The sequence below is a fragment of the Streptomyces sp. NPDC033174 genome (assembly GCF_055577795.1).
Map to the genome: position 1 here is coordinate 71,321 of NZ_JBVIPQ010000009.1, position 20,597 is coordinate 91,917.

21 protein-coding genes are annotated in these 20,597 nt (G+C 69.2%); 11 read left to right on the forward strand and 10 right to left on the reverse strand.

All coding sequences use genetic code 11. The features are described from left to right. Nucleotides 1–161: 161 nt before the first annotated feature. A complete protein-coding gene (locus tag ACZ5VC_RS26435) occupies nucleotides 162–956 on the reverse strand; it encodes a hypothetical protein (protein ID WP_469122493.1) in 795 nt (264 codons plus the stop codon). Nucleotides 957–1,488: 532 nt separating this feature from the next. Here ACZ5VC_RS26435 and ACZ5VC_RS26440 point away from each other — a divergent pair. Further along, the gene (locus ACZ5VC_RS26440; protein WP_469122494.1) at nucleotides 1,489–2,748 is read left to right on the forward strand and encodes a hypothetical protein; all 1,260 of its coding nucleotides are present in this window, start codon (nucleotides 1,489–1,491) and stop codon (nucleotides 2,746–2,748) included. 394 nt (nucleotides 2,749–3,142) lie between these two features. Here ACZ5VC_RS26440 and ACZ5VC_RS26445 read toward each other — a convergent pair whose 3' ends face one another. From ACZ5VC_RS26445 to ACZ5VC_RS26455, 3 genes are all read right to left on the reverse strand, one after another. Beyond that, entirely contained in the window at nucleotides 3,143–3,280 is a 138-nt protein-coding gene (locus tag ACZ5VC_RS26445; RefSeq protein WP_469122495.1) for a hypothetical protein, read from the reverse strand. Between the two features lie 283 nt (nucleotides 3,281–3,563). Then, complete coding sequence (locus ACZ5VC_RS26450; RefSeq protein WP_469122496.1) at nucleotides 3,564–4,007, reverse strand: MarR family transcriptional regulator; 444 nt, start codon at nucleotides 4,005–4,007, stop codon at nucleotides 3,564–3,566. Continuing rightward, nucleotides 4,004–4,498, reverse strand: coding sequence for a MarR family winged helix-turn-helix transcriptional regulator (locus ACZ5VC_RS26455; protein WP_469122497.1), 495 nt, complete (start codon nucleotides 4,496–4,498; stop codon nucleotides 4,004–4,006). The genes ACZ5VC_RS26450 and ACZ5VC_RS26455 overlap by 4 nt, the downstream gene beginning before the upstream one ends. 750 nt (nucleotides 4,499–5,248) lie before the next feature. Here ACZ5VC_RS26455 and ACZ5VC_RS26460 point away from each other — a divergent pair. After that, complete coding sequence (locus ACZ5VC_RS26460; RefSeq protein ID WP_469122498.1) at nucleotides 5,249–6,421, forward strand: PP2C family protein-serine/threonine phosphatase; 1,173 nt, start codon at nucleotides 5,249–5,251, stop codon at nucleotides 6,419–6,421. 126 nt (nucleotides 6,422–6,547) lie between these two features. Here the strand turns inward: ACZ5VC_RS26460 and ACZ5VC_RS26465 are convergent, their stop codons facing one another. Together ACZ5VC_RS26465 and ACZ5VC_RS26470 are read right to left on the reverse strand one after the other, a co-directional pair. Next, nucleotides 6,548–6,970 carry a hypothetical protein gene (locus tag ACZ5VC_RS26465; protein WP_469122499.1) on the reverse strand — a complete coding sequence of 141 codons (423 nt, stop codon included), beginning with the start codon at nucleotides 6,968–6,970 and terminating at the stop codon, nucleotides 6,548–6,550. Nucleotides 6,971–7,037: 67 nt separating this feature from the next. Continuing rightward, nucleotides 7,038–7,577, reverse strand: a complete 540-nt coding sequence (locus ACZ5VC_RS26470) for a DUF2231 domain-containing protein (RefSeq protein WP_469122500.1) — start codon at nucleotides 7,575–7,577, stop codon at nucleotides 7,038–7,040. 127 nt (nucleotides 7,578–7,704) lie between these two features. On the opposite strand from ACZ5VC_RS26470, the gene ACZ5VC_RS26475 reads away from it, so the two are divergent. The 7 genes from ACZ5VC_RS26475 to ACZ5VC_RS26505 all read left to right on the forward strand — a co-directional run bounded on the left by ACZ5VC_RS26475 (nucleotide 7,705) and on the right by ACZ5VC_RS26505 (nucleotide 16,522). After that, nucleotides 7,705–8,511 (forward strand): helix-turn-helix transcriptional regulator, encoded by an 807-nt coding sequence (locus tag ACZ5VC_RS26475; protein WP_469122501.1) that lies wholly within the window; start codon nucleotides 7,705–7,707, stop codon nucleotides 8,509–8,511. Between the two features lie 32 nt (nucleotides 8,512–8,543). After that, nucleotides 8,544–9,659, forward strand: a complete 1,116-nt coding sequence (gene tal, locus ACZ5VC_RS26480; RefSeq protein WP_469122502.1) for a transaldolase — start codon at nucleotides 8,544–8,546, stop codon at nucleotides 9,657–9,659. A 201-nt stretch (nucleotides 9,660–9,860) separates the two neighbouring features. After that, a complete protein-coding gene (locus ACZ5VC_RS26485; protein WP_469122503.1) occupies nucleotides 9,861–11,111 on the forward strand; it encodes an NAD(P)/FAD-dependent oxidoreductase in 1,251 nt (416 codons plus the stop codon). A 25-nt stretch (nucleotides 11,112–11,136) separates the two neighbouring features. After that, nucleotides 11,137–12,987 carry a glycoside hydrolase family 15 protein gene (locus ACZ5VC_RS26490; RefSeq protein WP_469122504.1) on the forward strand — a complete coding sequence of 617 codons (1,851 nt, stop codon included), beginning with the start codon at nucleotides 11,137–11,139 and terminating at the stop codon, nucleotides 12,985–12,987. After that, a complete protein-coding gene (locus tag ACZ5VC_RS26495; protein ID WP_469122505.1) occupies nucleotides 12,984–13,466 on the forward strand; it encodes a hypothetical protein in 483 nt (160 codons plus the stop codon). Before ACZ5VC_RS26490 ends, ACZ5VC_RS26495 begins: the two co-directional genes overlap by 4 nt. Before the next feature lie 186 nt (nucleotides 13,467–13,652). After that, entirely contained in the window at nucleotides 13,653–15,239 is a 1,587-nt protein-coding gene (locus ACZ5VC_RS26500) for an oxidoreductase (RefSeq protein WP_469122506.1), read from the forward strand. A 581-nt stretch (nucleotides 15,240–15,820) separates the two neighbouring features. Further along, nucleotides 15,821–16,522 (forward strand): hypothetical protein, encoded by a 702-nt coding sequence (locus ACZ5VC_RS26505; protein WP_469122507.1) that lies wholly within the window; start codon nucleotides 15,821–15,823, stop codon nucleotides 16,520–16,522. Nucleotides 16,523–16,532: 10 nt separating this feature from the next. Here ACZ5VC_RS26505 and ACZ5VC_RS26510 read toward each other — a convergent pair whose 3' ends face one another. Beyond that, nucleotides 16,533–17,090, reverse strand: coding sequence for a hypothetical protein (locus ACZ5VC_RS26510; protein WP_469122508.1), 558 nt, complete (start codon nucleotides 17,088–17,090; stop codon nucleotides 16,533–16,535). 231 nt (nucleotides 17,091–17,321) lie between these two features. Beyond that, complete coding sequence (locus tag ACZ5VC_RS26515) at nucleotides 17,322–17,729, reverse strand: ricin-type beta-trefoil lectin domain protein (protein WP_469122509.1); 408 nt, start codon at nucleotides 17,727–17,729, stop codon at nucleotides 17,322–17,324. Nucleotides 17,730–17,749: 20 nt separating this feature from the next. Here ACZ5VC_RS26515 and ACZ5VC_RS26520 point away from each other — a divergent pair, with 20 nt between their 5' ends. After that, nucleotides 17,750–18,709: an SDR family oxidoreductase gene (locus ACZ5VC_RS26520; protein ID WP_469122510.1), complete on the forward strand. Its 960-nt coding sequence runs from the start codon at nucleotides 17,750–17,752 to the stop codon at nucleotides 18,707–18,709. Nucleotides 18,710–18,961: 252 nt separating this feature from the next. On the opposite strand, the gene ACZ5VC_RS26525 is transcribed toward ACZ5VC_RS26520, so the two are convergent. Continuing rightward, nucleotides 18,962–19,324, reverse strand: coding sequence for a DoxX family protein (locus ACZ5VC_RS26525; RefSeq protein ID WP_469122511.1), 363 nt, complete (start codon nucleotides 19,322–19,324; stop codon nucleotides 18,962–18,964). 49 nt (nucleotides 19,325–19,373) lie between these two features. Next, complete coding sequence (locus tag ACZ5VC_RS26530; protein ID WP_469122512.1) at nucleotides 19,374–19,967, reverse strand: TetR/AcrR family transcriptional regulator; 594 nt, start codon at nucleotides 19,965–19,967, stop codon at nucleotides 19,374–19,376. A 276-nt stretch (nucleotides 19,968–20,243) separates the two neighbouring features. Between ACZ5VC_RS26530 and ACZ5VC_RS26535 the strand changes: the two genes are divergently transcribed. After that, nucleotides 20,244–20,549, forward strand: coding sequence for a hypothetical protein (locus ACZ5VC_RS26535; RefSeq protein WP_469122513.1), 306 nt, complete (start codon nucleotides 20,244–20,246; stop codon nucleotides 20,547–20,549). Nucleotides 20,550–20,597: the final 48 nt, after the last annotated feature.

Below are 20,597 nucleotides of genomic sequence, written 5' to 3' on the forward strand. Positions count from 1 at the left end.
CTCATTGCTCGAATCCCCGGTGCGCCGTCGCGCTGCGGCGTGACGCGCACGGTTGCCCGATCCGGCTGGAGCTCCGCCCCGCCGCGACACGGGGGACGTGGCGAGCAGCCGCTGTTTCTCAGGCAGTTGCCTCTTCTTCCCGTTCGCGCCTGCAAGGGGTGTCAGCCCGTACCAGCGCCCGCTGTACGCCGGTACCGGTAGAGCTGCCAGGCGATGAACGCCACGATCGGTGCGGCGGCGGTCGCGGCCCCCCACGGGAGCTCGAGCCAGAGGGCGAGGAAGCCCACGGCGGTCGGGACGATCAGCGTGATGGCGACCAGTGGCCTGCCCAACAAGCGCCAGGTGAACGGATCGTAGCGTTGGGGGCGCGCCACCCGTACGGCGCCGAACGCGAGCCCCAGGGCGGCCAGGAGACCCACGCAGGTACCGACGGCGGCCGTCATCTGGAACTCGTCGCGCGGTTCGTCGCTGGTGGCCTGCCGTACGTCTCCCCGGGTCAGCGCCGTGATCTCTCGCCGCCAGACAGTGCCGACGACCTGGTCGCCGGGCTGAAGGTGCGACAGCAGGGGCACGGGATCCCCGAACTCCACAACCCTGTCCCGGGAGGGCGCAAGGTGCAAGGTCGCCCTGTAGGTTCCGGCCTTGCTGTACGGGGCCACCCTGGTGCTCTTGACCGTGAAGGTGAGCGCCTGCAGGCAGTCCGCCGACTCCTCTGCCCCCGCCTCGCCGGGGCACGGCTCGGCGGCGGCGTAGTCCCGGTACCGCTCGATGTCATGGGGCAGCCGGAGGGCGAACACGGCGGAGCACGCCAGCGCCAGGGCGAGGCCAGACACGATCAGCAGCGCGCCGACGAGACGCATCCAGCTCGCCGGCCGCCGTGCCGGCCGGTCGGCGTCCGGATGCACAGGCCGCTCGCTGTCCGCCCCGTCGGCCGTGCCCATTCCCGTCTCCGCCATGGATCGGCCCCCTCGTCGATCTTTCTCGTCCGTCGCGTGCCTCCCCGGCAGCGCTGCGGGCCCACTTCTGGAGTTTCTGTCGTCACGAACCCCCGGACGAGAGGGTAATCCGGCAACCAAGCCCGCTCTTGCCTTCCGCATGTCGGCAGCCGGCACGGCACCGACGTCCTCGAGCGACGTTTTCGTCGCGGTAAAACGTCACCAGGTCGTCAATCATCGGCACCTCGGCTTCGAGCCGGGGCGAGCTCGGTCGACCTCATGGCCTGGGCGGGCCCATACGACTCAACGGGCAAAATCGGAACGGCGGCCCCAGTAACTTGCCCAATGCCCAGACCAAGAGCTCACGCCCGCCGAGCCCCGGGGCTGCCAGGCCTCGCGAGGTCAGCGTCCGAGGTGCGCCTGTGCCCTGAGGACAGGAAGGGCCGGAGACGGTAAACGGACGTTCCTTTGCCGCTGCAACTGGACTAGGATCATGGCGGGTTGACCATCGAATCGGGGGGCGATTTCTGTGCGAGCGGTGTACCGGCCTGTCGTGGGGCTGATCCTTGCGGCCGTCGTGGGCGGGCTTGGAGGGTGCTCCGGCGGGGCGTCCGGGGTGGACGGCAAGGGCCCGGCGGGAGCCGGGACGGCCAAGCCCGAGGTGAAGGCGAAGGCGTTCGACCCGCCGCTCGCGTTCGGGAAGGGCGTGAAGCCTGCCCAGGACGAGGAGGTCAAGTCCCGCGACTTCGGGCTGCGCGGCCCGCGCGCCTACGTGTTGACGGAGAAGGGCCTGGAGGCCTACGACACCACAACCGGCCGGAAGCTCTGGTCGACCGGGCGGGACATGAAGAACCTCTGGACCGGTGCGGACGAGCGCTTGGAGGGCGGCAGGAGCACCCCGCTGGTGTTCGTGCGGCAGGGCGAACGCACCGAGGTGCTCTTCGCGTTCACCAATTCCACGGAGGGCAGTGGCACAAGCTCGGGTCGGATCGATGCCTATGTGCGCGCCGTGGACGCGGACAGCGGCAAAGTGACCTGGACGACCCCGTTGCCGGTGCCTTCCGGGATGCACATGGGCGACGTACCGCCGGTCGTCATCGGTGCGGAGAACGGCATCGCGGTCGTGGCCGCCCGTACGAGTCCCGACGGCTCGGGCGCATCCGGCGACAGTGCCGTCAGCTATGGCGTATCCCTGACGACGCACCAAGTGGCGTGGAACCAGCCGGGCTTCGCCGCCGCCGCCCTGGACAGCGGAGTCATCGCCGGTGTGCAGGTCCGCGACCGGGCGACGGCGGGGCAGAAGGGCAGCTGGCACGCCGAGAACGAGGACCTCTCCCTCACCGGCCGGTCGGTCACCGACGGCGCTGTCCGCTGGAAGCAGGAGGGCGCCTCGTCGCTCCAGGTCAATCGCCTGGGTGGCGGGCTGTTCGCCTCTGAAGCCGCCCTGCATGACATCCGCACGGGCAGGGCCGTGCCCGGGATGATGACGGGCGGCGGCTACAGCTCTTTCCTGACCTGCGCCTATGACCAGCAGTCGGTGGTCGTGTGCTCCGGTGACAAGGAGGTGCGGGCGATGGACACGACCAGCCGCAAGGTGCTGTGGACGATCTCCGAGGACGACCGCTCGCGCGAGATGCCGTCGGTGCAGACCGCCTGGCACGGCGCCGTCTACGCACACGCCGGTCCCGGCTACGTCGTTCTCGACGCCAAGACAGGCAAGGACCGCCGCACCTTCGACGGTCCCCACCTGTATCTCGTCAACGAGTACGCCGGAATGGACCTCGACATGATGCTTCACCCGGCGACCGGCTGAAAGGCCCCCCGCGCGGATCCTGTACGGCCTGGGCTCGAACTCTCACACGACCACCCGTCGAGGTGCGCTCACCGGCGGACCGGCAGCGCCGCGGCTCCCTGAACCGCGCTCCTGCGCACGCAACTCCTGTGCGCAGTCCACGCGTACGGGCGACGGTGGGGCCTCGGGCGAACGACGAGATGTTCCTGCTTTCCAAGTGCGCGAGTGTGGCCGCGAGGCAGGCGTCCGGGGACGCCAAGTGTGTGGACCCCCTTTCCCGGTCCGCCTCCTCGACCGCGGCCGCGACAGGGGCGACGGGGCCCACGTGGACGCCCACGACGCGGCCCAGGTGTGCCTGACGTGCGGCACGGACGGACGGTGCGGTACTCGGGCGGAGGACGCTGGGACCCGTCCCCTACGGGAGCCGACCCGACCGCCGCAGAGGCAGTCGGGCGACGAGACGCGCCCCCGCGTGCTCGGCCGCGACCGAGAGCTTGCCTCCGTCGTCGGTGACGTCGGTGACGACCGTGCCCCCCTCGATCCGGGAGCGCACGCCGCCGCCAGGGTTTTCACCATGAGCACCGGGCGACTCGGTGCCATCGTGGCCGGGCTGGCGGGCTGACCGGCGTGGTCATCAGTGGGCTGGCTCTTGCCGGCTCGCGCCGCACCGGCTGACCCGCAGGAGGAGGGAAACCTCGGCGGTCGGTCGGGGCCCTTCCCCGCTTACACGGGGAGCAGGCGTAGCCGAGGCCGACGAGTTCAGGTCAGTCGGGACCATCCCCCCGCACGCACGGCGAGCAGCCCTTCGTTCGCAGCCGAGTCGGGTTGTCGGGTGGTCAGGTGCTCAGCACCGCGAGCTCCGCGTTGGCGCGCTCGGCGACCAGGGCCAGGACGCGGCCGGCGGCGGCCAGGTCTTCGGCGGGTATCCCGCCCCAGATACGGGCGGAGATGGGGGCGGTCTCCGCGCCGACGGTGTCGTTCAGCTCGCGTCCCGCGTCCGTGGGTCGAAGGTGCGGGCCGTCGGCGACAAGCAGGTGCTTGGCCAGCAGCTCGTCGAGAGTGGCGCGGATGTCGGCCGGGTCGGCCTTGAGGGAGTCCCGGACCTGGGTGACGAGGTCGTCCGGCGTCTGCGGGGTGTCGGTGGTGACGGCGGCGCGCAGGGCGATCTGCTGCTGAAACGTCATGCCGTGCCGCGCCAGGACGTGCTCCGCTACGCCACGGGCGGCGTAGTGGGCCAGGCCGAGGGCGCGGGCGTTGGCGACGGGTGCGGTGGTGGTCATGGTGTTCTCCCCTGAGTGCTCTGGTCGTTCGGTACGGATGGAGCGAGAGGTGCGTCGAGCAGGGTCGTCAGTTCGTCGGTGAACGCGCGCGTCCGCGGGGCGTCGAGGCCACCGAGCGGCTCCAGCAACTGCTGGAGCAGTTCCTGGACCACCACGATGGCCTGCCGCGTGACGGCCTCACCCTGCTCGGTGAGGGCGAGCTGTACGGCGCGCGGGTCGCGTGGATCGCGGGTGCGCTCGACCAGGCCGACCGACTCCAGGGCCCGTGCCAGCTTCGAGACGTACAGGGCCTCGAGGCCGGTGTGGTCGGCGAGTTGACGCTGACTGGGCCGCTCGCCGGCGCGCTGCATGCCGTACAGCGACGCGACCAGCGAGTACTGCGCGTGGGTGAGGCCCAGCGGAGCCACCGCGCGATCGACCGCGACGCGCCACTTGTTGGCGAGCCGCCACACCAGAAAGCCGGGCGTGGGGCCCGGTGAACCCTTGCTCATGCCGAATAAAGTACATGGCTACTATGTCCATGGCTAGTATTTTTTCGGGACGCCCAGGGGAGTCATCCCGTGCAGCCCTCTGAAGCAGGTCGTGTCCCAAGGGAAGATCGCCCATCCCCGCGTGCGCGGGGAGCAGTCCCACGGAGCCGGTGAAGTGGCGGCCTTCGGCCGGCGGGAGCCGTACGGAGTCCTCGAATGCCGGGCACTCCTTCGCGCGCGGCCGCCGGCAGCAGTGGCCTGAAGATCATGCCGGTCCGGTACGCGAGTTTCTGCACGCGTGGTGAGTGCGGAGCCTCACTGAGCCGGATGCGATCGTCCCGGCGCACCAGGTCTTCGTGGGACCGGATGGCAAGGCTGACTGGTCTGGGTAGTCATCGCCCCGACCACCGCCAGCGCCGCCCGGTCCGGACTTTGCCAAGTCCCATTGGACACGGGCCCGTTACGTGGCCCCCAGCAGAGGAAGGGATACGGCCAGGCGGCCCTCGTCGAGCTCCGCGGCCACAGCGGCGACGGCCGCGCCCCTGGCAGACCCCCCGCAGACCCCGGGCGGACCCCTGGCGGACGCCGGGACTGACTCATGTCCGCGAGCCCATGGCGTGACCACCTTGCCCTGCCGTGGCTGGTCACCGATTGACGCCCACCCTGGCGCTTCGCAAGCTGGTAGGAGGGGCAGGTGGAAGGGGCCGTGGCGTGAGTGGTGGGCAGACTGGCCTTCCCCGGCTGCTGACGGCGGCGGAGACGGCGGCTCCGGTGGATGCCGTCGACGTGGTCGCCGAGGACCTGCGACGGCGTTTCGGGGCCACGAAGGTCTCGTTCCTCATCGTGGACCTGACGGGGAAGGCGGTGGCGCGGCTGTCCACCGCCGCGGCAGGGGAAGGAGGACGGGAAGCGGAGCGGATCCCCCTGTTCGGCAGCGTCTATGAACAGGTGATCCGCACCCAGCGGCTGTATCAGGAGGCGACGAGTCAGGGACAGCGGGTGATCGTGCCGGTCACCAATCGGGGCGACGCGATCGGTTTGCTGGAACTGTTCCTGCCGGGAGACCCCGGCGAGGACATCCTCGACGCGGTCGGGGAGGCCGCCCACATCCTGGCCTACGTCGTGATCGCCAACGGGCGCTTCACCGACCTCTACACCTGGGGGAAACGCTCCAGGCCCCCCACCTTGGCAGCAGAAATCCAGTACCAGCTGCTGCCCCCGTCGCTGTCGTGCGAGGCCGCACAGTTCACTCTGTGCGGGAACCTTGAGCCCTCCGAAGACCTCAGCGGCGACACCTTCGACTACACCCTGGACCGCGACACCCTGCATTTGTCGGTGACCGACCCCATGGGGCACGACATCGACGCCGCCCTGGCTGCAACGGTCCTGGTGAGCGCCCTGCGCGGCGCTCGCCGCGCGGGAGCCGGCCTGGCCGAGCAGGCCCATCGGGCCGACCAGGCCCTGGCCGACCACGGCAACGGCCACGCCACCGGGCAGTTGCTGCGTATCAATCTGCACACCGGGCAGGCCCAGCTCGTCAACGCCGGTCACCCTTGGCCCCTGCGCATGCGCGAGGGGGCTGCGGAGGCGATCACCTGCAAGGTGGACCACCCCTTCGGGTTGTCCGTGCCAACGCCCCACCCCTACCGCGTTCAGGACATCGATCTGCGCCCCGGTGACCGTCTGCTCATGTTTACCGACGGCATGCTCGAACGTCATGGCGAGAAGGTCGACCTGCCTGCCCTGCTGGAGAGCACCCGTGACCTGCACCCGCGGGAGACCGCGCTCGTGCTGACATCCGCGGTCCGGGACGCCGCCGACGGCCGGCTCGAAGACGACGCCACCGTCATGTGCCTGGACTGGCACGGCCCCCAGGAGACCGAGCGCCACGTCAGCTCCGGTGCGGATACTCAGCAAGCCTCGGCCGGCCGCACGAAGCGGTAGCCCACATCAGGGCGCTCACCCGGACGATGCCAGACGCCCCGCAGCCAGCTCTCCCGCCTCGCCCTCTCCCGGACGGCCGCGGGGTCGAGGGCGACGGGCAGGGCGGGGTGGAGGTGCTGGGTCATGTCATTCGCCGATCCCAAGTGCGGTGAGCAGGACCAGCACGAGGGTCACGACGGCGGCGAGCCCGTGTCCCGCGACGACGGGGACGGGGAAGTGGCGTTCGGCCGGTGCGTTCTGGCCGGAACCGGCCGGTGCGGCAGCTCGGTCGCGGTGGACGGGGATCCAGCGGGCGAGCATCACGAACCCGAGCAGGGCGACGGGCAGCAGGAGACCGAAGGCGGTCCAGGCCAGAGCGTCCTTGTCAGTGACCACGTAGACGATCCACACGACGAGGCCGATGGCGGCGAGTGCGAAGTGGCCGAAGACGACGGGGACGGGCAGGTGGCTGTCGCCGCTGCGGGCGCCGCCGTGAGAAAGCCAGATGCCGAGCATGTAGAAGCCGCCGAGGGCGGTTACCACCCAGGTGATCAGTGCGGCGATGTCCATGGGGAACTCCCTGAGCGGTAGCGGTAGCGGTGACGGCGTAGTGCGGATGCGCCGGAGGCGCTGCGGGTCAATGGCGGGCCGAGTGCCCGTGGGAGGGAAGAAAACCCTCGGCCTGGGTCGCCTCGTCGGCGACGCGGACGCCGTAGTGGTAGGCGAGTTTGCCGCCCAGGAACCCCGAGACGCCGAGCACGGCCAGCGTCACGGCGTTCAGTACGAGCTGCCCCGCCTCGACGCTGCCGGACGGCCCGTCTCCGGCGTGACGCCACAGGAAGCTGCCTGCGTACGCGGCGGTCACCACCAGGTTCAGCGTCATGTGGATGACGCCGACGCGAAAGGCGCGCGTGCCGGCGGGGATGGCGAACAGATCCAGGAAGCCCACCATCGCGGCAGCCAGCGCCCCGATCACGCCCACGGCGATCAGCCACATCGCACCGCGGGCGAGGAAGTCGGGATCGTCCACGAGGTGAGAGGCGATGTCGAAGACGAGGCTGCCCACCCATGCGCCGATCGGCACGGTGACCAGTATCGGATGGATCGGGTGCCCGTACGGGCCGGCGAGGGCGGCACTGACCGGCTGTTTCGCCTGCTTGTGCAGTTCGCTGTGCATGGGATGACCCCTCTCCAGGAGTTTCACCAATCAGTATTGGACTTATTCGAGACCAGGGTCAAGCTCTCATGCAAGAGCGCTGACGTGACGAGTTACCCCCACATTGATTGGAGTTATTGTGGGATGTATGACTGAACTGACCCCGGCTTCTCCTCAGGCCTCCGCCGCTTCGGGAATGGAAGCGGTCTCGGTGCTCGCGGACGAGGTGCGCCGTCGACTGTTCGACTTCATACGGCGCGCCCGCCGACCCGTGACACGAGAGGAAGCCGCCGCCGAAGCCGGGATCTCGGTCAAGCTGGCCGCCTTCCATCTGGACAAGCTCGTCGCGACCGGGCTGCTGACATCCCGGTACGACAACCCCGGCGGCATCCGCAGGGTCGGCCGCAAGCCGAAGGTCTACGAGCCGGCCGACACCCACATCCGCGTCAGCATTCCCGAACGCCGCCCCGACGTCCTGGCCGAGATCCTCATCGATGCGGTCCTCGACCAGCAGCAAGGCGAGGACGCGCAGGTGGCCGCTCTGCGCACGGCCCGCCGCCGGGGCGAGGAGCTGGGAGCCGCCACACGCTCCAGCAGCCGTCCCGGCCGTCTGGGGCCCGAGCGTTCCCTCACACTGTCCGAGTCGGTGCTGGAGGCCCACGGCTTCGAGCCCGACCGGCAGGCCCCGACCGAACTGCGGCTCCTGAACTGTCCGTTCCATCCGCTGGCCGCCCGTTCACCTGAGCTGGTGTGCTCGATCAACCACGCCTTCCTCGATGGCTTCCTCACCGGCCTGCAGGCAGCTGGGATCGATGCGGTCCTCGCCCCTCGCCCGGGACGGTGTTGTGTGGAACTACGCGCCGCAGCCGGCGGTGCGAGCGTGCCCGGCCCTGCCACCGGGGCGTGCGGGAAGGAGGTCTGCCCCCGATCTGTGGAGGATCCGGACGACACGTAGACGGCGTCCCGCGAGACGCAAGGGAGAAGATCATGCGTGAGAACCTGGACCGGCTGGCCGCCGAAGGCGTAGCGGTCTGGCTCGATGATCTGAGCCGGGAGCGACTCGCCGGTGGCGGGCTGGCCGACTTGGTGCGGGAGCAGCAGGTGGTTGGAATCACCAGCAACCCGACGATCTTCGCGAAGGCGATCCGCTCAGGTGCCCATTACGACGCGCAGCTCGCTGATCTGGCCCGGCGCGGGGTACGGCCGGAGGAAGCCGTACGGCTGCTGACGGCGTTCGATGTGCGCTGGGCCTGTGACGTACTGCGACCGGTGTACGAGGCCAGTGACGGGGTGGACGGACGGGTGTCGCTCGAGGTGGATCCGCGCGTCGCCCATGACACGGCGGCGACGGTCGCCGAGGCACGGGCCCTGTGGTGGCTGGTGGACCGGCCGAACCTGTTCGTGAAGATCCCCGCCACCCTTCCCAGCCTGCAGGCGATCAGCACCGCGCTTGCGGAAGGCATCAGCGTCAACGTGACGCTGATCTTCTCTCTCGACCGCTACGACCAGGTGCTCCGCGCCTTCCTGGACGGCGTGGGTCAGGCCCATGCGGCGGGGCGTGACCTGGCGTCCATCGCGTCGGTGGCCTCCTTCTTCGTCAGCCGGGTGGACACCGAGGTCGACAGCCGACTGGACAAGATCGGCACACCGGAGGCGCTGGCCCTGCGCGGGCGGGCCGCGATCGCCAACGCGCGCCTGGCCTACCAGCACTTCCAGCAGTCCACCGCATCCGAGGAGTGGCAGGCGCTGACCACGGCCGGGGTGCGCCCCCAGCGCCCGCTGTGGGCCTCCACAGGGGTGAAGGATCCCGCCTACGCCGACACCCGCTACGTCGACGAACTGGTGGCGCCAGGGGTGGTCAACACCATGCCGGAGCAGACCCTGCGCGCGGTCGCCGACCACGGCCACATCCAGGGCGACACCATCCAAGGCACCTACGCGGCATCCCGGCAGGTCCTCGACGACCTGGAGACGGTCGGAGTGTCCTACGACGACGTGGTCCGGGTGCTGGAGGACGAGGGCATCGCCAAGTTCACCGCCTCCGGCAACGAGCTGTTCGAGCAGCTGGAGGCCGAACTGCCCGCCAAGCGCGCCGCAGTCTGACGCAGCCGGCCGCCGACGAACAGTCCGGGTGCCACGGTCTCCGGTGACGACCTGCCGGGGACACACCGGGAAACACATCAACCGCTGACAGCGCAGGGCTATCGACGACGATGGCCCGGGCACGTGCGACGCCGGCAGGAGCGGATCGCCGAGCGCCCGCCATCCGCCGGCGGGCCGAGCCGACGCAGCAGAGGAGAGAACATGGCCGCGAACACAGCATTCGTGATCGTCGGAGCCAGCCTGGCCGGTGCGAAGGCAGCGCAGACCCTCCGGGAGGAGGGCTTCGACGGCCCGATCGTGCTGCTCGGAGAGGAAAGCGAGCGCCCCTACGAACGACCGCCGCTGTCGAAGGGCTACCTGCTGGGCAAGGCCGACCGTGACACCGTCTACGTCCATCCCCCCGAGTGGTACGCCGAGCACGACGTCGACCTGCGCGTGGGCGCCCCGGTCACCGCCATCGACCCGTCCGGACACGAGGTGACGCTCGATGACGGCAGCCCCATCGGCTACGCGAAGCTGCTCCTGGCCACCGGCTCCTCACCGCGTCGCCTGACCGTGACCGGAGCCGACCTCGACGGAGTGCTCTACCTGCGCCGACTCGCCGACAGTGACCGCATCAAGGAATCCTTCGAGTCCGCGTCCCGCATCGTGGTGATCGGCGCCGGCTGGATCGGGCTGGAGACCGCGGCTGCCGCCCGCGCGGCCGGCGTGGAGGTCACCGTGCTGGAGATGGCGGAGCTGCCGCTGCTGCGCGTGCTGGGCCGCGAGGCCTCCCAGATCTTTGCCGACCTGCACACCGATCACGGGGTCGACCTGCGCTTCGGTGTCCAGGTCGCCGAGATCACGGGGAACAGCGGACGGTCGAGCGGTGTGCTGCTGACCGACGGCCGCCGCGTCACCGCCGACGCGGTCATCGTCGGAGTCGGCATCACCCCCAACACCCAGCTTGCCGACGCCGCCGGCCTGGAGGTCGACAACGGCATTCGCGTCGACGCCCACTTGCGTACCTCGCACCCGGACATCTACGCCGCGGGCGACGTCGCCAACGCCTTCCACCCACTGCTCGGCAAGCACATCCGTGTCGAGCACTGGGCCAACGCCGTCAACCAGCCGCAGGTCGCGGCCAAGGCGATGCTCGGCCAGGACGTGGCCTACGACCGAGTTCCGTACTTCTTCACCGACCAGTACGACCTGGGCATGGAGTACACCGGCTACGTCGAACCCGGCGGCTACGACCAGGTGGTCTTCCGCGGACGGAGGGAGTCCCGCGAATTCATCGCCTTCTGGCTCTCCGAGGGCCGGGTGCTGGCCGGCATGAACGTCAACGTCTGGGACGTCACCGACCCGATTCGCGCCCTGGTGACCTCCGGGCACCCGGTCGACGCCACGAGGCTCGCCGACCCCGACATCCCGCTGAGCGACCTTCTCGACCGCCCCGACCCGACTGGGTGACAGCACGAAGAAGGTGGTCCTGAAGGTGACAGCCACGCCTCCCGCATCGCACCGCACATCCAAGGCGCCGGACGCGACGCAGCCGGTACGCGCCGACGGGTACGCGCAGCTGCGGGACTATGCGGTGATCGGGGACGGTCGCTCCGCCGCGCTCATCGCCCTCGACGGTTCGGTGGACTGGCTGGCCTGGCCTGACCTGGACTCGCCCAGCCTGTTCGCCGCCGTGCTCGACTCCGTCCGCGGCGGCCGGTTCCTTCTCCAGCCCGACGTGCCGTACACCGCGGGCCGCCGCTACCTGCCCGGCACCAACGTGCTGGAGACGACCTTCACCACCGCTCACGGCACGGTCCGGCTGACCGATGCGCTGACCCTCTCCGACAACGTCTCCCTGACGCCCGGGCGGGAACTGGTCCGGCGGATCGAGGGCGTCTCCGGCAGCGTTCCCATGCGCTGGAGCGTCCAGCCGCGATTCGCGTACGGCACGCGCGCACCGCACATGACGCGGCGTTCCGGGATCCCGGTGGCGGCCTGCGGTCCCGATGCCGTCGCGATCTGCGCCTGGGACGCGGGAAAGCCGCAGGGCACGGACGACTCGGTCACCGCCCGGTTCCGGGCCGATGCCGGTACGCGGGGCATGGTCGCGCTCGCGTACGCACATCAGGAGCCGCTGGTCCTGCCCACCCGTACGGAGTGCGAGGCGCGCCTGGACCACACCGTCGCCACTTGGCGCCGATGGAGCGAGGACCGCACCTACACCGGACCGTGGCGCGAGGCGGTCCTGCGCAGCGCCCTCGCCCTGAAACTGCTGGTGTTCGCCCCCTCGGGCGCGGTCGCCGCAGCCGCGACCACCTCCCTGCCCGAGGAGCTGGGCGGGGAGAGGAACTGGGACTACCGCTTCAGCTGGATCAGGGACTCCGCCTTCACCCTGGACGCCTTCCTGAAACTGGGATGCGCGCCGGAGGCCACCAGCTACTTCTGGTGGCTCATGCACGCCTCCCAGCTCACCCACCCCCGCCTGAATGTGCTGTACCGCCTCAACGGCGGCACCCGCGCAACCGAGCAGATCCTGCCCCTGCCGGGCTACCGAGGCTCGGCGCCCGTGCGCGTCGGCAACGCTGCCGCGGGCCAGCTGCAGCTCGACACCTACGGGGAACTCCTGCAGACCGCCTGGCTCTACACCACAGCAGGCCACCGGCTCGACGCCGACATCGCCCGCCGACTGGCCCAGACCGCCGATTTCATCTGCGCCACATGGCAGCAGGCGGACGCGGGGATCTGGGAGGTCCGCAGCACACCCCAACACTTCACCCAGTCAAAGATGATGTGCTGGGTCACCCTCGACCGCGCCCTCGACCTCGCCGCACGCCACCTGATCCCCGACTGCCACGCGCCCTTGTGGCGGCGCGAACGACAGGCCATCGCCGACTTCGTCGACACCCGCTGCTTCAGCCCCCACCGCAACAGCTACGTACGCTCCGCCGACAGCGACGACATGGACGCCGGGCTCCTCCTCGGTCTGCTCCACGGCTATCTGCCGCCCGGCGACCCCCGCATGTACGCAACCGTCGCCGCCATCCAGCGGACCTTGCAGGACGGCCCCTACGTCAGCCGGTACCTCGGCGCCGACGGCATCGTCGGCGCCGAGGGCGCCTTTCTCGCCTGCTCCTTCTGGCTTGTCGAAGCCCTCGCCCGGTGCGGCCGCACAGAGGAAGCCGTGTCCCTCATGGACCAGCTCGTGACTCTCGGCAACGACGTTGGTCTCTACAGCGAGGAGACCGACCCCACCACGAGCGCCTTCCTCGGCAACCTGCCCCAGGGCCTGTCCCACCTCGCTCTGATCAGCGCCGCCTGCGCCGTCGGGGAGGCCACTCGATGAGCATCTGGGCCGCTCTGGCGGGCGGGTTCGCCGGTACCCTGGTCCTGACCACGGGCTTGCGGGCAGCCAACGCCTTCAACCTCACCCGCATCGACCTGCCGTTCCTGCTCGGCACCGCTTTCACCAGCAACCGGACCCGTGCCAAGGCCCTCGGCTACGGCGCACACTTCGTCAACGGCCAGCTCTTCGCCCTGATCTACTACGCGGTCTTCGCCGCCATCGGCTACAGCAGCTGGTGGCTGGGATGCGTCTTCGGCCTCGCCCACGGCCTGTTCGCCGCCACCGCGCTGGTCAACATCCTGCTGCCCCTCGTCCACCCGCGCATGGGCACACCCGAAACCAGCGCCCCCCGCGTCGCGTTGCTGGAACCACCCGGCTTCCTCATGCTCAACTACGGCCCCGGCACACCCACCGTCACCCTCGCCGCGCACCTCGCCTACGGCACCATCGTCGGAGGCTTCCTCACCTGGCCGGGCTGAGCGCCCCCCGCGGGCGCGGGGCGGGGGCCAGCCGCGCGTATGCGTGATGAGGATCTTTGAAAACGGCTCTGTCCGCGGTTGCGTGAAGGGACATGCCCCGCGCAGGCGTACCCGTGGCTGCCTCGTCTGCAAGGTCGGCTGTCAGGTCTTGTCCTGGGTGGGTCCGCACCGACATGATCGTCAATCATGCGTCTTGATGAACTTGGTGCTGCTGAACGTCTGTTGTGGAACTCCTTCACACAGGGCACTGCCGTCGATGTCCGCGACGGCACGTCATCGGCGGAATCCGCGATACGGGCCGACGTCATTGAGGCGCTGTTGCTGGGTGCCGGCGCCGATCCCGCCCCGGGTGACCGCCCGGCACTCCGCCTCACCGGCGCCCGCATCGCAGGCAGCCTGGACCTGCGATTCGCCGAGATCGCCGTGCCGGTTGTCCTGGCCGATTGCCGGTTCGACGAAGTACCCCTGCTACAGGGCGCCAGGCTCCGCGAATTGGTCCTCCCCGGAAGCTCCCTGCCGGGTCTTGCCGCCGACATGGCCCAGATCGAGGGCCGACTGGTGCTGTCCCGATGCCACCTGACCGGACCCCTCATACTGAACCGCGCCGAGATCCACGGTGACCTGGACCTCCGCGACACCGTGGTCACGGCACCGGGGTCCGAGGCGATATCCGCGGTCCATGTCGCCGTGGGCGGCGACGTGCTGTGCACCAACCTGGCTGTCCAGGGAGGATTCCGCGTATCCGGTGCCTCCATCGACGGCGAGTTCGACCTGGAGGGCGCCTCCCTGAGCAATCCCGACGGCAACGCACTGGACGCCTACCATGTCCGGATCACCGAGGACTTCACCTTCCACCCGGGCTTCAGAGCGGAGGGGCGGATCATCCTGTCCGGTGCCGTGGTCTCGGCCGCGATCGGCTTCTGCGGCGCCGTTCTCAACAACGCCGACGACGTCGCGCTGGAGGCTGTCGACGTTCATGTCACCCGCAATTTCGACCTCGGGCGGGGCCTCACCGTCAACGGCGGCATCCAGCTTGACGGCAGCAACATCGGCACGCAGCTCAGCTTCCGCGACACCACGCTCACACATCCTGGCGAGACCGCCTTGTCCCTGCGGATGACCCAGGCCCGGGAGACAGATCTGCGTACCCAGCGGCCGATCGACGGCACCGTCGATGCGCGCAACGCCCATCTGGGCACCCTGTATGACACCCCGGACACCTGGCCGGCAGACATCCGGCTGGCCGAGACCACTTACGACGCCCTCGCATCCCCCCTGGCAGCGGCCGAACGGCTCGACTGGCTCCGGCGCGGCACCGACGGCTACGTCCCGCAGCCGTACGAACAGCTCGCAGCCGCGTACCGGCGGCTCGGACACGAGGACGAAGCACGCACGGTGCTGCTGGCCAAGCAACGCCATCGGCGAGCTACGCTTCCACCGCACGTCCGCGTCTGGGGTTACGTCCAGGACACGACCGTCGGCTACGGCTACCGGCCTCTGCGCGCCGGCCTCTGGCTCATGGCTCTCCTCGCCTGTGGTGCGATCTTCTTCGCAGTCCATTCCCCCGCACCGCTCGAAGCGGGAAAGGCACCGCCGTTCAACGCTGTCTTCTACACGCTCGACCTGCTGATCCCCATTATCACCTTCGGGCAGGAGGCGGCTTTCGCACCACGAGGCATCGGACAATGGCTTGCCTACGGGCTGACCGCTGCCGGCTGGGTCCTCGCCACAACCGTCACCGCCGGCATCTCACGGGCAATCAGCCGTCAGTGAGACGAAACCACCAGCCACGGCCGAATTGCAGCATCCGCGAAAACCTAGGAAACGGCTCTGTCCGCGACTCCGTGCAGATCATGGCTGGTTGAGAATCCGGGACCGGAGGAGTAGACCGGCGATCCGCTCGACGAACGTTCGGCGGCAACAGCTCCTGCGGTCGCAGAAGTACCGTCGCACCCGGAGCCGGACCACGACCCGCCGGTAGCCCAACGGATGCTCATCCAGGGCACGTTGGTACGAGCTGTGCACGCGTCTTGCCATGCTTCCGGCAGTCCGGGCACAGGCCCGGCCGACAGGTGGACACCGCCTCCACCACCAAGGCGTCACAGGAGTCGGTCACGCGCTCCACTCGCACACCGGTTCCGGGAAACAGCACATCCTCGACCGTCTTGCTCGCCACGGCACGAAACACCTTGCCGAAAACGATCCGCCGTTCCCGACCCTGACCTGCGGATTCACGGAACTGCGGACAGAGCCTTGAAAACGGCCGGTGCTGCTTTTCGCCTCACTTCGCTCGTCTTTGAACAACCTGCGGATCGGCGCCGATGCCCATGTGCGGGTGGACGAGAATGCTGGGCATGGCAGCTCTCTCTCCTGCGTCACGACTGGTCGCCGCGGCAGCTCGGGAACGACTCCGTCCTCTCGGCCTCCGCCAACGGGGCCGATCGCGGCTCTGGCTCGACGATCACGGATGGTGGCTTGGCGTCGTCGAGTTCCCGTCGCCGCAGTGGAGCCAGGGCAGCGGGCTGACGGTCGGAGTGATGTGGCTGTGGCAGGACGTCGGACATGTGACGTTCGACTTCGTCGAGCGATCCCGAGGGTCGGAACCGTTCCGCGACGAGGTGCAGTTCGCTTCCGTGGCCTCCGTGCTCGCCGGCACTGCTGAAGAGCAGGTGGCCGGAATCAGGGACCGGTTCGCCGACCTGACCGCTGTGGCTCGCTGCCTGCTGTCCCGACCGGCTCGACCTGGCTTTTTGTGGGACAGCTTCAACGCCGGGGTGGCCGCTGGGCTGGTCGGCGACGCGACGGCGGCCCGCGAGAGGTTGGCCGCGGTCCTGGCCGAAGATCCTTTCGCTGACTGGGTTCGGGAGGCGCAGCAGACGGCTCGGGAACTGTTCGACGTGGCCGATGACGTGGCTGCGGTGCAGCGGTGGGCCAGGACAGCGGTGATGTCGTGCAGGTCGAAGTTGGCCCTGGGGGACGCGCCGGAGTCAGCGGGCGACTGGTTCGCTCAGGCCGGCCAACGGATTGAAGGTGAGCACCGGACAGACCGGCCCTGAGACTCGGCTCTCAGGGCTCCACGCCCCAGCGTCGCGCAATCGTCTTCAGGCGCTCGAGTTCGCGTCGCGCCGCTGTCAGGTGGGCGAGGTCGAGGGCCATCCCGGCGCGGGCGGTGACGTAGAGGATGTCCTGGCGGGTGGCGTCATCGAGGCCGGGGGCGGTCTGGAGGCGGCGGCCCGTGACCCTCAGGTAGATCGCGACGCTCTCGAGGTCCTCGCGCTGGTGAACAGGGAGCATCTGCCGCAGTTCGTCCTTGGCGTAGTCGCGCGCCTGCCCGTCGGCCTCGCAGGGGCGAGGCGGCAAGGGAGCCCAGAGAAGGCCGGCTTCCCGGGCGTCGTCGTACATGCCCTCCACCAGGGCGTGTGCGGACGCGCGATCTCCCTCGGAGTAGGCCGTGCGGGCCGACTCCAGCATGGAGCGCAGCCGAGCACGGACTTGTGGGTCCTCACCCGTGTCGGCGTCCAGATAGCCGGACCACACGTCGAACGCCTTGCTCAGCTCGGCATCCAGCATGACCTTGTACACGTCCGGCACTCCGCGGCCTCTCTCGTCGGGCCGTCTCGGCATGGACGGCAGCGGAACACGATAGGACGGATGGCGGGCGCACCGCCCGTGAATTACCTGGGGCGGCCGGCCGAGGTCCGGAGCATGCGCCGGATCGGCGGCGTGCGGTGGGACGAGGCCGGGGAGCGCTGACGCAGCTGGCAGGAGAGGGGCCGACACGGATACGGGCCGGCCCCTTCCGTCGTTGTCGGAGCGGTGCGGGACCAGAAGCCCTTCACCACCCAGTCCTGGACGTCAGGAGGGGCTGCCCTGGGTCCACAGGGTCAGCAGCGCGCCGTTGGTGTTCGCGCCGTTGGCCTCGAGGGTGATGCACCTGCCGCTCGCCTTGTGGACGATCAGACCGTGCTCGCACTTCCACCGCTGGGTCTCCGATCCGGTGCAGGTCCACACGGTGATCAGGGTGCCGTTGGCGGTGGCGTTGCCCTGAGGCGTCGCGCAGACAGAGCCGTCGGGCAGGTACCGCTCATGTAGTAACTGGTGCCGTCCGCGGCCGTGCCCTGGATGCCCCGACGCCGTGGCCTGCTGCGGGCCTTTCGCTTCTCCTGGTAGGGTTTTCGACCTCGATCCGCAGCCGTGGTCCCGCGGCCATGGGGTACGGCAGAGGCCGTCCGATGCCCGGACCAGGTGCAAGATCCACGTCAACGCGTTGAAAGGGTCTTGCTGTGGACAGGTTCGAGCGGAACGAGACGGCGCCCAAGACCGAAGGCGTCTACCTGCTGACCGTCGTCAGCCCGCGTAAGGATGAAGGCAACAGCCCGACCGGGATCGTCGGCCGGTGCCTGGCACGACAACTGCTCGCCCTGGGTCGGCATGTTCGGGTGATCGCCGAGCCGGACCAGTGCGACGGCTGGCCCGACACGGTCGAAGTCGTCGAAGGTTCCATCACCCGGCCGCTGGAGTGCGCTCGGGCCTTCGACGCCGTAGAGGCCGTGTTCCTCGCAGGCGCCCATCCGTCGACGGTCCAGGACGCCCTGACCCTGGCGAGGGACGCCGCCGCCAGGAAGATCGTCCTGTTGTCGTCGCATGGGCCGGAGTACGAGGAGGCGAATCCACCGGAGACCTGGTTCTGGCTGGCGATCGAGAAGGCGGTGGAACGCTCGGGCATCGCCTGGACGCACATCCGGCCGTCGGCCGTGATGGGTTCCGTCATCGAGGGGACCTACCCGGCGACAGGGTCGGACTGGCCCGACACCGTCCGCGCCGATGGCGTGGTCCGAGAGGCTTTCCTCAACCGGGGTCACTACCCCTTCATCCATGAAGAGGACCTCGCCGCCGTAGCGACTGCCGCTCTGATCGGTGATGGCTGCATCGGGAGGATCATCGAGGCGGTGGGCCCGCCGCTGAGCACACGTTCACGCGTACGGAGCATCAGCGCCGCTCTCAACCGCCACATGGATACGGTCGAGCTGGCACCGGACGAGAGCCGGGCGATCTGGCAACGCCTTGGCTGGCCGGAGGGTGCGATCGACGTGACGCTGTACGCCCTTGAAGAGTACGGCGCCCGATTCGCCGAACTCGTTCAGTGGACCCTCGACCAGCGGCCGTCCGTGCAAGACATCATCGGCCGTCCCCTGCGCACCTACGACGACTGGGTACGCGAGAACATCGACTCGTTTCGCTGACCTCAGCCCGCTGAGCGACATCCGCCTGCCTGGACCTTCAGGCCCCGGCCGGCTTCTCGCGATGACCCGGCACGTCGGCGAGTCACCCGTACCATCCAGATCACCTCAAGCGCTCTGTTCGGCTAAGTGGAGCGCTGGGGCCCGAGTCTCGAGAGCCGCGGTGTGGATTTCCCGAGGGTCGCTCCGGCTCCCCCCAATGGGAGGGGAGCCAAGGCTGGTCCTTGCCCGGAGCGTCTGCGGGAGTGCCGGCGCTCAGAACCTGCCGAAGGCGACGAAGAGGCAGACGAGCAGGAGGAGCATGTTGGCGCCGAAAACCTGCTTGTACTCCCGAAGGCTCCAGTGCGCGACAGCCGCACCGATCATGACCACGGCGAGGCCGACGGCAGCCAACGGCGTGAGGACCGGGGCTATGCCAGTCAGTCGGGGAGCGATGAGCCCGAGAGCCGCCACGATCTCCAGTGCCGCGACCACACGGATCGCCGGCAGGGAGAAGGGTGCGACGCCGGTCTGGCCCGTGGCAATCATCTTCTCCTTCGTCTGCGTCGACTTCAGGAAGCCCGAGCCCAGGAAGACGGCGGCCAGCAGGCCTTGCGCGGTCCACAATGCGATGTTCATCGAGTCACTCCGGTCATCTGTGTTGGTTGATCGGTTGTGCTGGCACCGCTCAGGAGCCGGGCTGTTGGAGGGCATCTTCGGCGAAGTCCACGAAGGCTGCCACCAAACGGTCCTCATCGAGTCCGCTGGGATGGGTGTCGAACACGTCCCGTAGCAGCCAGAAGTGCGAGACCGCCCCCACGAGCACCACGGCGAGGGCGTCCCAGTCCCTCTCCTCGTGGCCGGCCTGCATCCGCAGCCACTGCGCCACCGCGGTGTGGATACGGCGCATCTCGCCCTTACGGACCTCTTCCAGCAGCGCAGGAAAGGTTGCCAGGTCGCGTAGCACGATCCGGTTGAGGTCGCGCTCCTCCTCCAGACGCCGCAGGCCGGCACGAGCCAGTGTCGCCAGACGCTCGCGCAACGGCAGCGCGGCCACGGCCTGCATGTCCGTGAGGAGCGCGAGCAGCCCGGCGTTGTCCGCGACCTTCGAGCGCACACCCTCGGCCAGCAGCTCCTCCTTCGAGCGGAAGTGCCGGTAGAGGGCACCGGACCCAGGCGAGAGCCCTGCGGCGCGTTCGATCTCGGCGATCGTCGTCTTGGCGTAGCCCTGCTCACCGAAGAGCCGCATGGCCTCCGCCACGACGCGCGTACGACTGTCCACGGCCCACCCCTCTGGTTGCAAGTAAGTACTTACTTGCAACCATAGCGGAGACCACGGCGCAGGCAAAGAGCGGGCCCGGCAACGGACATGGACGGTAGATGCGCCAGCCCAAGCGCGATGCGGCGCGTACGGGAGTCGGCGCGAGCTTCAACCAGACCCTGTGTCCGCGGATGGGCGCGCCGACATGCCCCGGTGGCGTCAGCCACTTGGCGTCGTCATGGAAAGCGGCGTGCCAACCGGTCGCGAAGCGTGCAGGTGAGTGAGAGGGACGTTCCCATGGCAGTCGTGATGACATTTTCCTGGCCCGAGCTCACACCCGACCTCTACGACGCGGTGCGTGAGAGGGTGCGCTGGGAAGAGGACTCTCCGGACGGGTGCGTGCTGCACGCCGCGTGGTTCGTGTCCAACGGCCTCAACGTCCTGGACATCTGGGAGTCGGAGGACCACTTCAACCGGTTCATCGCCGAGAGGATCGCACCCGTACTCAAGGGCGAAATGGGCGTGCAGAGCGACCCCGCGCCGCAGTTCTTCCCCCTGCACCGGCGCTTCGTCGCCCCCGGAATCAGCGGCGGCGGCGCCTGACGCAGCACAGGGGTGGAGACCGCTGTCAGGTGCAGGAGACCGCTGTCA

Excerpts from the sequence above, each read along its gene's own strand:
- ACZ5VC_RS26435 (WP_469122493.1), bottom strand. The coding sequence starts at position 956 with ATGGCGGAGACGGGAATGGGCACGGCCGACGGGGCGGACAGCGAGCGG.
- ACZ5VC_RS26450 (WP_469122496.1), bottom strand. The coding sequence starts at position 4,007 with ATGACCACCACCGCACCCGTCGCCAACGCCCGCGCCCTCGGCCTGGCC.
- ACZ5VC_RS26455 (WP_469122497.1), bottom strand. The coding sequence starts at position 4,498 with ATGAGCAAGGGTTCACCGGGCCCCACGCCCGGCTTTCTGGTGTGGCGG.
- ACZ5VC_RS26465 (WP_469122499.1), bottom strand. The coding sequence starts at position 6,970 with ATGGACATCGCCGCACTGATCACCTGGGTGGTAACCGCCCTCGGCGGC.
- ACZ5VC_RS26470 (WP_469122500.1), bottom strand. The coding sequence starts at position 7,577 with ATGCACAGCGAACTGCACAAGCAGGCGAAACAGCCGGTCAGTGCCGCC.
- ACZ5VC_RS26475 (WP_469122501.1), top strand. The coding sequence starts at position 7,705 with ATGACTGAACTGACCCCGGCTTCTCCTCAGGCCTCCGCCGCTTCGGGA.
- tal (WP_469122502.1), top strand. The coding sequence starts at position 8,544 with ATGCGTGAGAACCTGGACCGGCTGGCCGCCGAAGGCGTAGCGGTCTGG.
- ACZ5VC_RS26485 (WP_469122503.1), top strand. The coding sequence starts at position 9,861 with ATGGCCGCGAACACAGCATTCGTGATCGTCGGAGCCAGCCTGGCCGGT.
- ACZ5VC_RS26495 (WP_469122505.1), top strand. The coding sequence starts at position 12,984 with ATGAGCATCTGGGCCGCTCTGGCGGGCGGGTTCGCCGGTACCCTGGTC.
- ACZ5VC_RS26500 (WP_469122506.1), top strand. The coding sequence starts at position 13,653 with ATGCGTCTTGATGAACTTGGTGCTGCTGAACGTCTGTTGTGGAACTCC.
- ACZ5VC_RS26505 (WP_469122507.1), top strand. The coding sequence starts at position 15,821 with ATGGCAGCTCTCTCTCCTGCGTCACGACTGGTCGCCGCGGCAGCTCGG.
- ACZ5VC_RS26510 (WP_469122508.1), bottom strand. The coding sequence starts at position 17,090 with ATGCCGAGACGGCCCGACGAGAGAGGCCGCGGAGTGCCGGACGTGTAC.
- ACZ5VC_RS26525 (WP_469122511.1), bottom strand. The coding sequence starts at position 19,324 with ATGAACATCGCATTGTGGACCGCGCAAGGCCTGCTGGCCGCCGTCTTC.
- ACZ5VC_RS26535 (WP_469122513.1), top strand. The coding sequence starts at position 20,244 with ATGGCAGTCGTGATGACATTTTCCTGGCCCGAGCTCACACCCGACCTC.